Origin of the sequence: Altererythrobacter sp. BO-6 (genome assembly GCF_011047315.1) — a bacterium.
Taxonomy (GTDB): Bacteria; Pseudomonadota; Alphaproteobacteria; order Sphingomonadales; family Sphingomonadaceae; genus Erythrobacter.
Map to the genome: position 1 here is coordinate 2,388,401 of NZ_CP049259.1, position 13,911 is coordinate 2,402,311.

Annotated in this window: 13 protein-coding genes; 3 read left to right on the plus strand and 10 right to left on the minus strand. The window is 61.8% G+C overall.

What is annotated here, in order from left to right:
* Positions 1–15: 15 nt before the first annotated feature.
* Complete coding sequence (locus G6N82_RS11705; RefSeq protein WP_165196657.1) at positions 16–1,455, minus strand: aldehyde dehydrogenase; 1,440 nt, start codon at positions 1,453–1,455, stop codon at positions 16–18.
* Between the two features lie 155 nt (positions 1,456–1,610).
* On the opposite strand from G6N82_RS11705, the gene G6N82_RS11710 reads away from it, so the two are divergent.
* From G6N82_RS11710 to G6N82_RS11720, 3 genes are read left to right on the plus strand one after another with little or no spacing between them, the layout of a single operon-like run.
* Positions 1,611–2,711 carry an NAD(P)-dependent alcohol dehydrogenase gene (locus G6N82_RS11710; RefSeq protein ID WP_165196659.1) on the plus strand — a complete coding sequence of 367 codons (1,101 nt, stop codon included), beginning with the start codon at positions 1,611–1,613 and terminating at the stop codon, positions 2,709–2,711.
* Positions 2,712–2,713: 2 nt separating this feature from the next.
* Positions 2,714–3,511 carry an enoyl-CoA hydratase/isomerase family protein gene (locus tag G6N82_RS11715; RefSeq protein WP_165196661.1) on the plus strand — a complete coding sequence of 266 codons (798 nt, stop codon included), beginning with the start codon at positions 2,714–2,716 and terminating at the stop codon, positions 3,509–3,511.
* Between the two features lie 4 nt (positions 3,512–3,515).
* Positions 3,516–5,075 (plus strand): long-chain-fatty-acid--CoA ligase, encoded by a 1,560-nt coding sequence (locus G6N82_RS11720; RefSeq protein ID WP_165196663.1) that lies wholly within the window; start codon positions 3,516–3,518, stop codon positions 5,073–5,075.
* A gap of 37 nt (positions 5,076–5,112) precedes the next feature.
* Here the strand turns inward: G6N82_RS11720 and G6N82_RS11725 are convergent, their stop codons facing one another.
* The 9 genes from G6N82_RS11725 to G6N82_RS11765 are packed head-to-tail and all read right to left on the minus strand — an operon-like array spanning position 5,113 to position 13,890.
* A complete protein-coding gene (locus tag G6N82_RS11725; RefSeq protein WP_165196665.1) occupies positions 5,113–6,129 on the minus strand; it encodes an NADP-dependent oxidoreductase in 1,017 nt (338 codons plus the stop codon).
* A gap of 2 nt (positions 6,130–6,131) precedes the next feature.
* Positions 6,132–7,091: a nitronate monooxygenase gene (locus tag G6N82_RS11730; protein WP_165196667.1), complete on the minus strand. Its 960-nt coding sequence runs from the start codon at positions 7,089–7,091 to the stop codon at positions 6,132–6,134.
* Positions 7,088–7,939, minus strand: a complete 852-nt coding sequence (locus G6N82_RS11735; protein WP_165196669.1) for a MaoC/PaaZ C-terminal domain-containing protein — start codon at positions 7,937–7,939, stop codon at positions 7,088–7,090. Before G6N82_RS11735 ends, G6N82_RS11730 begins: the two co-directional genes overlap by 4 nt.
* A gap of 1 nt (position 7,940) precedes the next feature.
* Positions 7,941–8,855, minus strand: coding sequence for an SDR family NAD(P)-dependent oxidoreductase (locus G6N82_RS11740; RefSeq protein WP_165196671.1), 915 nt, complete (start codon positions 8,853–8,855; stop codon positions 7,941–7,943).
* Positions 8,856–8,866: 11 nt separating this feature from the next.
* Positions 8,867–10,045 (minus strand): acyl-CoA dehydrogenase family protein, encoded by a 1,179-nt coding sequence (locus G6N82_RS11745; RefSeq protein ID WP_165196673.1) that lies wholly within the window; start codon positions 10,043–10,045, stop codon positions 8,867–8,869.
* Positions 10,045–10,920: a CoA ester lyase gene (locus G6N82_RS11750; RefSeq protein ID WP_165196675.1), complete on the minus strand. Its 876-nt coding sequence runs from the start codon at positions 10,918–10,920 to the stop codon at positions 10,045–10,047. The genes G6N82_RS11745 and G6N82_RS11750 overlap by 1 nt, the downstream gene beginning before the upstream one ends.
* Positions 10,917–11,369 carry a MaoC family dehydratase gene (locus G6N82_RS11755; RefSeq protein WP_165196677.1) on the minus strand — a complete coding sequence of 151 codons (453 nt, stop codon included), beginning with the start codon at positions 11,367–11,369 and terminating at the stop codon, positions 10,917–10,919. The genes G6N82_RS11750 and G6N82_RS11755 overlap by 4 nt, the downstream gene beginning before the upstream one ends.
* A gap of 14 nt (positions 11,370–11,383) precedes the next feature.
* Positions 11,384–12,583 (minus strand): acetyl-CoA acetyltransferase, encoded by a 1,200-nt coding sequence (locus G6N82_RS11760; protein ID WP_165196679.1) that lies wholly within the window; start codon positions 12,581–12,583, stop codon positions 11,384–11,386.
* On the minus strand, positions 12,583–13,890 hold the full coding sequence (locus tag G6N82_RS11765; RefSeq protein ID WP_206520182.1) for a hypothetical protein: 1,308 nt from the start codon (positions 13,888–13,890) through the stop codon (positions 12,583–12,585). The genes G6N82_RS11760 and G6N82_RS11765 overlap by 1 nt, the downstream gene beginning before the upstream one ends.
* Between the last annotated feature and the right edge of the window lie 21 nt (positions 13,891–13,911).

The window sequence follows — 13,911 nt, forward strand, 5'->3', positions numbered from 1 at the left end:
TGCAAGGACACCGGATCAGGCCATTACGTATAGGGATTTGGTGTTTTGATATGCGCCGATCGCTTCAGGCCCGAATTCGCGCCCCAGGCCGCTTGCCTTGATGCCGCCGAAGGGTGCGCCAAGCGAGGGCATATAACCGTTGATACCCACCGTGCCACTGGCAACGCGGCGCGCTACGGAGAGCGCGTGCTCACTATCCGTGCTGAAGACCGATCCGCCAAGGCCATAGCAGCTGTCATTGGCAATGCGGATCGCTTCATCTTCGCCATCATAGGGGATGACCGCCAGTACCGGCCCGAAAATCTCCTCGCGGGCGATCACGGCATCGTTGCTGGCATCGGCGAAGATGGTCGGTTCGACAAAGAAGCCGCGGTTGAGGCTGGCGGGCACGCCTCCACCTGCGACCAGCTTTGCCTCGCCTTTGCCCTTCTCGATATAGCCGAGCACTCGGTCCCGATGCTCGCGTGAGGCCATTGGCCCGACATGCGTGTTCGGATCGAGAGCGTCACCGATCGTCAACGAGTTAACGAAACCGGCCAAACCCTCAACTACTTCATCATATCGAGACTGGGGAGCAAGGATACGGGTGCCGTTGTAGCAGGCCTGGCCGTTGTTGAGCATGGAGGCAAAAGGAACCGCCTGGAGAAAGGCTCCCAGATCGGCATCTTCCAGCAGAATCGCGGCCGACTTGCCGCCTAGTTCCAGCGTGACCGGGCGCAGCAATTCACCGCAGGCTGCAGCAATCCTGCGCCCAGCCCCGGTCGAGCCGGTGAAAGCCACCTTGTCTACATCCGGGTGGGAGACGAGATAGGCACCTGCCTCGCGATCGGCTGCCACCCAGTTCAGCACGCCAGGCGGAACGCCCGCTTCGTCCGCCGCCTCGGCCAACAAATAGCTGTCGAGTATGGTTCCGGGAGACGGCTTGATCACTACCGTGCACCCGGCTGCCATGGCCGGAGCAATCTTGTTCATCGCCAATGTTACAGGGAAATTCCACGGCACGATCGCAGCCACCACCCCCAAAGGCGTGCGCTCGACCAGCGTCTGCTTTCCCATCTGTGATGGCCGTATGTCGGGCTCTGCCGGCGCCTTCGCGAGTTCGGTGTAGTATTGGAGCACGCCGGCCGCGAACTGGCCTTCCAATTGCGCACTGATCCCGATCGGCATGCCGTTTTGTATACTTACCGCCCTGGCGATCTGCTCTTCCCGGCTGGCAACGGAGCTCAGAAATTGCTCCATTATCTGCGCCCTTTCAGCCCGCGCCATGTGAGGCCAGATGCCCCCGTCAAAAGCGGAGCGCGCTGCGGCAACAGCAGCATCGATATCATCATTCTTGCCTTCAGGTACCGTCCCAATCACCTCCTCGGTTGAGGGGTTCACCAACTCGAATACGTCGGTGCTGCTTGGCTCCACCCATTCCCCGCCGATGTAAAAACTGTCCCGCGAGTGCTGCATTATCGACTTCCTCTTTTTAGGCATTCTGTGCGCTCCGCCGCTTGCCATACGCAGCGGCTAAAACATTTTAGTAAATAGGTTGACCTTTTTTTTGGAATGGGTCAATCTCAAACTCGGGAAAGCGCTTAAACCGCTTTGAAAGGAGAGGATTCGGCATGAAGGCCATCGCCGCAACACTGAACCAGCCTAATGGGCCGTTCGAGATCGAAGAGGTTGAGATCGCCGCCCCGCGCGCAGGGGAAATTCGCGTCGCCATCAAGGCGGTAGGCATCTGCCATACGGATCTGGTGGTTGCGTCAGGTGCGATGGGCCTCCAGTTTCCCGCTGTTCTGGGCCACGAGGGCGCCGGGGTGGTAGAGGAGATTGGTGAAGGCGTGGCGAGCGTGCGCCCCGGCGACAAGGTGCTGCTGACCTTCAATTCCTGTGGCCACTGCGACTATTGCGACCGCAACGAGCCAGCCTACTGCGCGCACTTCATGGAAAAGAACATGCTGTGCGTGCGCGAGGACGGATCAAGCCGCCTCAGCCGAGATGGCACCATGGTGCACGATAACTTCTTCGGCCAATCCTCATTCGCCAGCTACGCGATCGCCAACGAACGCAATGTCATAAAGCTGGATGACGAAGCGGATCTAGCCGTGCTCGCACCGCTCGGCTGCGGAGTGCAGACCGGCGCGGGCGCCGTGCTCCTTTCGCTTGGCGCAAAGGCAGGTGAATCGCTGGTCGTTATCGGAGCTGGCGCAGTCGGACAAAGCGCAGTGATGGCGGGCAAGATCGCCGACTGCTCCACCATCATCGCGGTCGAGCCGCAGGAAGCGCGCCGCCGCCTCGCCAGCGAACTTGGGGCAACCCATACGCTAGACGGTCAAGGCGACGTTGCAACGCAGGTTCGGGAGATCCTGCCGGGCGGGGCCGATATGGTGGTGGACACCAGCGGCTTCATGCCGGTGGTCGGCCAGACCATTGCCATGATCGCCAATCGCGGCCGTATCGGGCTGGTGGGCCTGCCCGGTTCACTGGACGCGGCCCTCTCTGTACCGATGATCCCCTTGCTGACACTGGGCGGAACCATCCGTGGCATCGTGGAAGGGGATTCGCTGCCCGAACAATTCATACCCGAGTTGATCGCGCACCACCGGGCGGGCCGCCTGCCAGTGGAAAAGCTGTGTCGCACCTATCCGGCGACCAACATCAATCAGGCACTCCACGATATGCATGAGGGTGAGACGGTGAAAGCCGTTCTCTTGTTTGACTGACCATGCCAATAGAAACCTTCAAATCCATCCGGCTGACGCAGGAAAACGGCGTCGCCCAGCTGTTGTTGTGCCAGGGCCAGCGAGGAAATCCGGTCGATGCAGAGATGTGTGCCGAGCTTTGCGAGGTGGCCACCTTGCTGGCCCACGATCCTGGCGTGCGGGCGGTGCTTCTCACTGCGGAAGGCCCGAATTTCTCCGTGGGCGGCGATGTTTCCATGTTCGTGGAATATCTCGACACCCTACCCAGCCAGATAGCGCGGTGGACCGCCGACCTGCATGTGGGTCTGGCGCGGCTCCAGCGCATGGATGCCCCAATCGTGGTTGCTGTCCAGGGAATGTGCGTGGGCGGCATGGTGGGGATCGCGGCGGGAGCGGACATCGTAATCGCAAACTCGGAGGCGCGCTTTGTCGCGGCCTATCCGAAGATCGGCTTTTGCTGCGATGCCGGCACTTCTGTGATGCTGTCGAGGCGAATGGGACTAAGCAAGGCACGCAAGTTCCTGCTCCTCAACGAAACCCTGCAGGCTGATGCAGCTGCCTCTGCAGGTCTGGTCGATGAAGTGGTCGATCCGCTACGACTAAACGAGCGGGCAGCGCATGTCGCCGCCCAGCTTGCGGAAGGGCCAACCCGCGCCTTCGGCGAAATCCGGCGGCTGATGCTGAGTGCCGCAACCGAGCCGCTTGAGACCCAGCTCGAGCTGGAAGCACAAGGCCTTTCGCGAATTGCTGCTACGCATGATGCGCGCGAAGGGTTGTCAGCGTTTGCGGAGAAGCGTTCCGCGAAATTCGAGGGGAGATGAACCGATGTGGCTTTACCCTGAAGTCAGGACTCTGGGTGACTTCATCACCTACCACGCGCGGCACACGCCGACGAAACGCGCCCTGGTTTACGGTAGCCGAACCATATCTTTCAGCGAATACGATGCCCTGTCGAACAGGGTCGCTCAACTACTGGCCCAAGGTGGTGTCGGTTCTGGCGACCGGGTTGGTTTCCTCGGCCTCAACAGCCCGGATTTCTATTTCGCGCTAATTGGCACGGTCAAAACGGGAGCGGCATTCACCGTTTACAACTGGCGCCTTGCAGCGCCTGAACTGGCCACGATCATCGCCGACAGCGATGCCAAGGCGGTTATCGTGGAACGGTCGCTGGCCTCGCTGTGGGAAGCGGCCGCCACGCAGGCTGGATATACCGGGAAAGTTATCTGGATCGATGCGGATGAGACGCTCGAAGCACGCAGCGCCGACCTGCCAGAGACACCTGTGCGAGCTACGATCAGCGAGGATGATACCGCGATCCAGCTCTACACCTCCGGGACGACCGGGATCCCCAAAGGCGTGATGCTGACCCACGGCGGCTTCAACCACATGCGCTTGTGCGAACATCTGGAACCGGCCTTCGACTGGCATGAAGGCGACATCTTCATCAATCCCCTGCCCAATTTCCATCTTTTGTCGATCGGGATCGGCTACCAGTGCCTCTACAATGGGGTGGCGATCTCGATCATCCGCCAATTCGATCCAGGGGCGATCTGCGAAGCGATCGAGCGCGACCGGCCAACCTTGCTCACGCTAACGCCTACCATGTTGCAGATGGTTCTCGACCATCCCAATGCGGCGAGTACCGATTTCTCCTCGATCAGGCTAACGCTCTACGCAGGTTCCGCGATCTCGCTTGGCTTGATCAAGCGGGCAATCAAGCAGATGCCGGGCAAGTTCATGCAATTCTACGGTTCGACAGAGGCAGGCGGGGCTTTCTCGATCCTGCGACCGGACGAGCATGACCTTACCAATGAGGCCAAACTTCAAAGCTGTGGCCGACCCCTGCCACTGATCGAATTCCGTATTCTGGATGCCGCAGGCAAGGAAGTGCCAGTGGGCGAGCCCGGGGAACTGGTCGTGCGTTCACCCGCCATAACCAAAGGCTATTGGCGCCAGCAGGAGACCACGGCGAGTGTTCTCTCCCATGGCTGGTACAAGACTGGCGACGTGGCGCGGCGTGACGAAGAGGGGCTATATTACATCGTCGACCGGGTTAAGGACATGATCATCTCCGGCGGTGAAAACATCTATTCCGCCGAGATCGAAAACGCACTCTCAACCCATGAGGAGATCGCCGCAGTGGCCGCGATCGGCGTACCGGACGAACGATGGGGTGAGGCGGTGAAGGCCTGCGTGATCCTCAAGCCGGGCTCAACTCTGGAAGAAGCGGCTGTGATTGCTTTCGCCCGTACGAAGCTGGCCGGTTACAAAGTACCCAAGAGCGTAGATTTCGTGACTGAATTTCCGCTCGTCCCCAGCGGCAAGGTCTCAAAGAAGGACCTGCGAGCGCCTTACTGGCAGGATCATGATCGCAACGTAAGCTAATCGCCAGGCGCTTGCCTTCTTGGCTCGATCTGGGCGATCAGGCGCAGGCGAGCCGGATGACGCGCTTCCCCATGTTCTCGCCGCGGTAGAGCCCAGCCAAAGCGTCGGGGCAGGCCTCGATGCCCTCGAGCACATCCTCCCGGTAAGTCAACCGCCCGTCACGAATCCACGCCGACAGCTGCGCGACAGCTGCATCCCAGCGATCCATATGATCGAAGATCACGAAGCCCTGCATACGCGCGCGCTTCACCAGCAAGTGACGCTCGATCCGCGGGCCTTGAGGCCAGGGATCCCACTGCGCGATGGCCGCAGTGCCGCAGACAACCACTCGTGCACCAATGGCCAACTGTGGGTAGACGGCATCGCTGATCGCGCCTGCAGTATTGTCGTAATAGACATTCACGCCGTCCGGACACGCTTCCGCAATGGCCTCGGCCAAGCCTTCGGCTCGATAGTCGATTGCCGCATCATAACCGAATTCGTCAATACATTGCCGCACCTTGGCAGGACCGCCGGTAATGCCGACTGTGCGAGCGCCAAGGATACTGGCAACCTGTCCGGCTGCCGAACCGACGGAGCCCGCCGCCGTCGAAACCACTACCGTTTCGCCCGGTTTCGGCTCACCAATCCCAGTCATCGCAAGATAAGCAGTGACGCCGTTAATGCCCAGCACCCCCAATGCAAGAGAGGGAGAGAGGTCGTTTTCAGGCACCTTGCGGATCACCTTGTCGACCGCCACGGTGGCGCGCTCCTGCCAACCGAACCAGCCGCAAACCAGATCTCCTTCCGCATGGTCGCTAGAACCGCTGGCGAGCACTCGCCCGACAGCCAGCGCACGCATGACCTGGCCAATTCCAACCGGATCGGAGTAATTCCCCGCGTCGGCGATCCACCCACGCATCGCCGGTTCGACCGAGAGGTACAGGTTTTCGACCAGCAGCTCACCCGCACCCGGAGCGCGGTCCTCCCTTTCGACGATGGCGAAGTTCTCCGCCTGCGCTACACCTTGCGGCCGCGACGTAAGGATGACCTTGCGAGAGTGCGAAGCAACCATGCTCAGGCGTTCTCCCGTTCGAATGCCGCCATTCCCATGGCCTTCCGGGCGGCTTCATAGTCTGCAGCCAGCCAGTCGATGTAGTCGGTGGCAGGTTCAGCGCGCTTTACCGCGCCAATGCCCTGGCCCGCGCTCCAGATTTCCTTCCACGCCTTGGCATTGTCTCCCCCGCCGTCAATGTTGATCCCGCCGCCGGCACGCTGCTGCAGGTTGTCGGGATCGAGGCCGTGCTCAAGCAGTGAAGGCCGCAGGAAATTGGCGTTAACCCCGGTGAAGCAGTTAGTGGTAACGACATCTTTCGACGATCCTTCGACCACCATGCGCTTGAAACCAGGCTGGGTGTTAGCCTCGGTTGAAGCGAGAAAGGGCGAACCGATATAGGCGAGGTCCGCACCCAGCACTTCAGCAGCCAGCACAGCGCGGCCGGTGGCGATGCAGCCGGACAAGATGAGCAGGCCATCCCACCACTCCCGGATTTCCGCCAACAGGGCGAAGGGGGAAAGATCGCCGGTATGTCCGCCTGCCCCCGCTCCAACGGCGATGATGCCATCGACGCCCATTTCGGCGCATTTGCGGGCGTGGCGATCGCGGGCGACGTCCTGAAATACCAGGCTGCCGTTGTCCTGCAGCTGCCGCACCAGATCGGCATTGGCCGCAAGCGCAAGGACGACGATCGGAACTTTGTGACGCAGGACCACTTCGAGATCGGCCTCCAGCCGCGAATTGCTTTTGTGCGCGACTAGGTTGATCGCATAAGGCGCATCACCCACTGCGGCGCGGATGCGGGCGATATCGGCATCCAGCTCGGCAGTAGTTCGGGGGTTGAGCGCCGGCATTGCCCCGATGATCCCGGCGCGGCACTGAGCGATCACGAGTTCTGCCGTTGAAGCGATGAACATCGGCCCAGCCATCACCGGCAAGCGCAATTGCGCGCGCAAGGTTTGGGCCAGTTGTCCGCTCATGAGTTCCTCCATGCAATCTCTCCACTGTCCAGCACCTTGCGAGTTCCGACGTGGGCAACGAAACGGGCGCCAGCGTCCGCTTCATCCCAGACCTGGAACTCAACTTCGTTACCCGGCAGGACCACGCCTGAGAACCGGCAGGCGAGCAGCGAAACGGATGCCGGATCGCGGCCAAGCGCGCGCGATACGGCAGCGCCAGCGATACCGTAGCTTGCCAGCCCGTGAAGGATGGGCCGGGCAAAGCCTGCTCTGGCGGCAACTTCTGGATCAACGTGCAACGGGTTCCAGTCACCCGACAGCCGATAGATCAGCGCCGCTCGGGGTGAGGTCTTGACCGTATGGACTGCATAGGCAGGACGCGTGGGTATCCAGGCTTCCTCGCGCGGGGTGGGTGGGCCGCCGAAACCGCCATCGCCGCGTAGCAACAAGGTTTGTTGCAGCCTACAATATAGCACATCCGTGGCGCTGTCCGTGATCCTCCGCTCCAGCACCAGCACCGCGCCGCGGCCTTCGCCGCGATCGGTCAGCGAAACAACCTGCGCCGTACCGCGCACGGCGGCACCGGCAGGCATCGGCGCGGGAAATTCGGCCCATTGCGCGGAATGGACCAGCTTGCCGAAGTCGACACCCAGCGCCGGATCGCGGATCCACATGCCGGGAGTGCAGCGCGTGACAGCAAAGCTGGGCAGGACCGCCAGATTCCGCTCGTCGAGGAACCGCAGGTCGGCAGGATCAAGCGGGTCTGCCCCCAAGCCCAGCCCCAGAGCGTACAGGATCGCGTCCCGGGCGGTATAGGAATCCTGGGGGCGGCCGAAATCATAGGCCTCGATCGCAGCCGGATCGATCACGTCACACCGGATCCCAGGTGAACCAGTCGCCCGAGCGGTGGAGCGGGTAGAAATCATTGGCGAACTGCGGAAAGACGCGCTCGCTGATCGTTTCCGGGCTCCAGCCGTCGCTGGTGTGCGCGGTGCGGACCGGACGGGGTTGCGAGAACAGGTAAATCTCGTTGTTGCGAACGCCGAAAATCTGGCCCGAGACATGGGCAGCCGCATCACTGCACAGCGCCACGCAGAATGGACCGATCTTGTTGGCATCGAGTTTCTTGAGGCCTTCGACCCGTGCCTTCTGCTCGGGCGTGTCGGTGGGGATCGAATCGATCATGCGCGTCCATGCCCAGGGCGCCACCGCATTCGAACGAACCCCGAAGCGCTGCATATCCAGCGCGATCGATTTCGACAGGCCGACAACCCCCAGCTTGGCGGCGGCATAATTGGCCTGGCCGTTGTTGCCGATCAGCCCGCTCGACGAGGTCATATGCACATAGGCTCCGCTGCCCTGTTCCTTGAAGAACGGCGCGGCGGCGCGGCTGGTATTGAAGCTCCCCATCAGGTGCACGTCGATGACCGCACGGAAATCTTCCGGCCCCATCTTGTGGAAGAACATGTCGCGCAGGTTGCCCGCGTTGTTCACGACGCCATCGATCCGGCCGAAGTTGTCGACTGCGTCCTTGACCATCCGCCCGGCCCCGACCCAGTCGGACACGCTATCGTGATTGGCCACGGCCCGCCCGCCCATGGCGCGAATTTCCTCGACCACCTGTTCAGCGGGTGACGCGCCTTCCTGGCCCTCACCGGTGATCGAAACGCCCAGGTCATTGACCACCACCGCGGCTCCGGCCTCGGCCATCGCGAGAGCGATGCCGCGCCCGACCCCCCGCCCCGCGCCCGTCACCAGCACGGCCTTGCCTTCCATCATGCCCATGGCAAATCCCTTCAATAGCTCTTCGGGAGATCGAGCACCTTCTCCGCGATGAAGCTCGAAATCAGTTGTTCGGTGATCGGAGCGAGGCGGGTGAGAGCACTTTCGCGATACAACCGCTCGACATGGTACTCCTTGGCGTAGCCCATGCCGCCATGCGTGGCGACGGCTTGCCATGCCGCGTCGTGGCAGGCACGGGCGGCAAGGAACTTGGCGGCGTTCGCCTCCGCCCCGCATGGCTTGCCACTATCGTAAAGGCGCGCGGCCTTCTCCACCATCAGCCAGGCGCTTTCCAGATACATCCAGCGCTCTGCCAAGGGGTGCTGGATGCCCTGGTTCTGGCCGATCGGTCGATCAAACACGATCCGTTCGCGGGCGTATTTCGCGGCGCGGCGCAATGCATCGCGACCGATGCCGATGGCTTCGCTACCAATCAGGATCCGTTCCGGGTTGAGCGAATGAAGGATATAGCCGAAGCCCTTGCCTTCCTCGCCGATGCGATCCTCTTCGGGAATGAACAGGTCATCGATGTAGATGGCGTTGGAGTCGACGGCCTTGCGCCCCATTTTGGGGATTAGTTGCACGTCGATCTTCGACCGGTCGAGATCGGTGTAGAAGATGGTGATTCCGTCGGTCGGCTTGGCACAGTCCTCGAACTTCGTGGTTCGGGTCAGCAGCATGATCTTGTTCGCGACTTGCGCGGTGGAGGTCCAGACTTTCTGGCCATTGACCCGGTAACCACCATCGACCTTGGTGGCGAAGGTCTTGATACGCGTTGTGTTCAGCCCTGCATCGGGTTCGGTGAAGCCGAAGCAGACCTGATCCTCTCCTGTAACCAGCCGCGGCACCCAGCGGGCCTTCTGCTCTTCGGTTCCCTTCACCACGATCGGATGTGGCCCGAACAGATTGATGTGCAGGGTCGAGGCCGCGGCAAATCCTCCGCCGCACTGCGCCACTTCACTCATCATCGTCATCGCCTCGGTAACGCCGAGGCCGGAACCGCCGTATTCCTCAGGCATGGTGATCCCCAGCCAGCCGCCTTCGGCCATGGCGCGATGGAATTCGCGCGGGAATTTCCCGTCATCGTCGCGCGCCAGCCAGTATTCGTCGTCGAAGGGCGCGCAGGCTGCGCGCACGCCTTCGCGGATGGCGTCGAGATCGTCTTCGGTCGGAAGCTGGCGGGCGTCACTCATCATTTTTCTCCAGCCGCGGCGAGCACTTTGCGCGCGGTTACCAGGTGAGGAATGTCATACATCTTGCCGTCGATGCCGAGCGTTCCGGCATCAGGATTGGCAGCGAAGGCGGCGGTGATCTTGCGAGCCTCAGCCAGTTCCTCTTCGGACGGGGTGAAGCAGCGATTGATGGTTTCTACCTGCGCCGGGTGGATGGCGATGCGGCCGGTAAAGCCGTCGCGTCGTGCCTTGCGACAATCGCTTTCAAGCCCAGCGTCATCAGTGAAATCGGCATATAATGTATCGATCGGCGCGACCTCGGCATTGGCGGCCGCGAACAGACAATGCGCGCGCGCGACCTGAAAAGGGAAAGTCCAGCTGCCGTCGGCTTCCTTGTTTGACGTGATGCCGATCGCGGCTCCCAGATCCTCTGCGCCCCAAGTCAAACCAAGAAGGCGGGGGTGCGCGGGCGCATAACTACCCAGCGCGAACATCGCAGCCGGCGTTTCCGTGGCCACGACGAGTATCTTCACCGTCCCCTCCGTCATGTCGGCGACCCGCTCCAGCGGAGCGATCAGGTCGCTTATCGTCGTCACGTCCTGTGCCCCATTGGCCTTCGGTAACACAATGCCGGCAAGGCCGGGGCGGACGACCGCCGCCAGGTCCGCCGCAGTCAATCCGGTGTCGAGCGGGTTGATGCGTACGAAGAGTGCGGGCGCGATATCGTCGGCTTCGCCGAGCCACTCGCTCACACGAACGCGGGCCGCTTCCTTTTGCGATGGCGCGACCGCATCCTCGAGGTCGCAGATCAGCACGTCGGCCCCGGATTCACGGCCCTTGGCGAATTTTCGGTCCGAATCTCCGGGTACGAACAGGAGCGAGCGCAGCCGAGTCACGCTGGCCTCCTCATCATCAACGCGCTCCGTAAGGTGCGGCACACCGTCTCGTCCCGCTGGTTAAGCCCAAGGTGTTCGAAAGTGACGATTCCCTGCGTGGGGCGACTGGCGCTTTCACGCAGTTCCTTCACCACCGTGCGCGCGCGGATCGTATCGCCCGCGAAAACCGGCTTTGGAAAGGTCGTCTCACTCATGCCGAGATTGGCCACGGTGGTGCCAAGAGTGGTGTCCTGCACGCTCAGCCCGATTACCAGGCCCAGCGTAAAGATCGAGTTGACCAGCGGCCTGCCAAACTCCGTTTCTGCGGCATAGGCATGGTCGATATGGATCTGCGCGGGATTATAGGTGAGTGCGGAAAACCACATATTGTCGCTTTCCAGGATACTGCGCCGGATCTCGTGATCGAACACCTGCCCGATCGAGAATTCCTCAAACCACAAGCCTGCCATCTTTCCCTCCCCGTTCAGTCAATGCGGCCGAAGATCGCCACTGCAGCGACGCTGTTGAACGGTGCGCCACCAAGATTATGAGTCAATGCATGGCGGATATTCGGGCGCTGGCGCTCCCCGCCGCGTTCGAGCAATTGGTTGTAGGCCTCGTAGGCCATGCGCAGGCCCGATGCGCCGACCGGGTGCCCGAAGCATTTCAGGCCGCCATCGAGCTGGCAGGGAATTGCCCCTTCAGCATCGTAACGGCCATCGAGGATATCTGCCGGTGCACGGCCAGGATCCGAAAGGCCAAGATCCTCCATGATAACCAGTTCGGTAATCGAAAAGCAGTCATGAACCTCGGTCATGTCGATCTCTCGCTTGGGATCGCCGATCCCGGCCTCGGCATAGGCACGGCGGGCAGCGGCCTGCGTGGTCGGCACTGAAGCACCGTCCCATGCGCCGTACTGCATTTCCGCCCCGTCGCTGGCCGCAAGCTGGATCGCCTTGATCGTTACCGGGCTGGCAATGCCGAGCGAACGGGCGATCTCCGGCGTTGTCAGGATCGCGGCCGCAGCTCCGTCCGAAACGCCGCAACAGTCTAACACGCCCAATGGATCTGCAATCAACGGCGCGTTGAGGATGGTGTCCAGTTCTACCGGCTTTCGCAAATGCGCCTTGGTCGCCTTCGCCCCGTTCTGGTGGCTTTTCCAGGATACGTGCGCCATTGCCCGCTTCAGGTCCTTGGAGTCGATGCCGTGGCGCGCGCTATAGGCATGGGCAAGCTGCGCGAAGGTGCCGGGCGCGGAGCCATAGGGCATCCACAAGTCATTCTGCACGCCCTTGGTGCGCAGCGGCAGTCCACCGTAACCTGTGTCCTTGAGCTTTTCGACACCGATTGCCAAGGCGATGTCCACGGCGCCTGAAGCCACCGCATAAGCCGCGCCGCGTAGCGCCTCAGTGCCGGTAGCGCACATGTTCTCCACCCGGGTGACCGGTATTCGCGCCAGTCGCAGCGCGTGGGCGGCCGGCAATGCGCTGTTGCCGACATTGATATCGTCCAGCGCATTGCCGACCCAGGCAGCCTCAATCTGCTCGCTGCCCAGCCCGGCATCGGCCAAGGCCTCGGCAAAGGCTTCGACCATCAGGCCGTCAGCGCCAATATCCCAGCGTTCGCCGAAGCGAGTACAACCCATCCCGACTATGGCGACCTTGTCCCTTATGCCGCTGGCCATCAGGCGTCTCCCAACTGCGGACGCGCGACAGGCGCGGCCTTCCAGAAATAAGTGCGAAAGCCGAGCGCGCGATTGAGCGACTTGATGCGCGGGCGCATGCACACCTCCTGACCGATGGTGAAGCCTTCAGGCGGCCGATCGACCATTTCCATCAGAACGCGAGCGCCATTGGCGAATTGCACGAGGCCGAAATCAAACGGCGGATCGGGAGTAAAGTTCAGCCGGTCGGAGGTAAGCGAGACAATAGTGCCGTTTTCTTCTGCCAGTCTTACGTCGACCAATTCCTCAGGCCTGTTCAGGGCCGGATTGACCGGAATCGAGCTCTTTGGAAACTGTACATTGCCGAGGCTGTCACGCCCGCCCACGAAACCGGCCATATCGCGCCCCACGCGCTCCAGCACGGTGGCCTGAGCCTTCTGCGCGAATTCTGCACGCATGCCCCAGTCCATCTCGATTCCCCCGGTGAGCGAGAGAAAGCGGGTGATCCTCTCGAGCCGTTCGCCCTGGCTCAGTGCTTCAGCCATCTCTGCTGCGCCCGGTATTTCGCCATCCTTGCGAAACACGAGCGCATCGACCCCACTCCCGAAGCCGACCAGCAACACATGCTCGCCAATCGCCGCGGCAGTAAGCGCCATTCCCAAGGCATAGAGCGGGTGCGCCACACCAAGATCACCCGCTTGCTCCTCCAGCGTAGCGCAGTGGTTGGACGCAGCTATGCCCAGCTTCCGCGATACCGCGGCCCAGCAACCACCTGCCGGTTCGGCAACGGCGGCCTGTGCAATGTCGCCTGCCGCGATACCCGCATTATCGAGCGCGGCAGTGATCGCAGGCAGCAACAGTTCAGCAATCGCAACCTCTCGAATAAACCTTTCTTCGTAGGAATAGGAAGCTGGATGCTCGCGCGAAGAGTAGCGATCGACCAGGTCATGCGTGATCGTTGCATGGCCTAGCAGCTGTGCACCTTTGCCAACTCCCGTCCGTACGGCTGCGGCACCATCGCCGAAGCTCAGATTGGCGGAATTACCGGGAACGGTTTCGCGCTTTTCGGCGGCTGCAATCACTTCCTCGCGCTGTCCAAGCAGCGCCTCCAGAAGCGCACTTGTGCCTGCGCGCCGCGAATTGGCCGCGTCGCTGGTGCGAATGTGACGTGGAAGGGCCAGGATATCCAGCATGGCCCCTGCCTGCCCGCGATCGGTGAAATAGGCTGAGGTTGAGGCAAAGCGCAGCGCTTCGGGCGGCGAATCGGCGATCAGCACACGCGCGGCCTCTGCTGCCATGGTCAGCGGATCTTCGTCCCAGCCGGCCACGCTGCGCATTCCCCGCCGCGG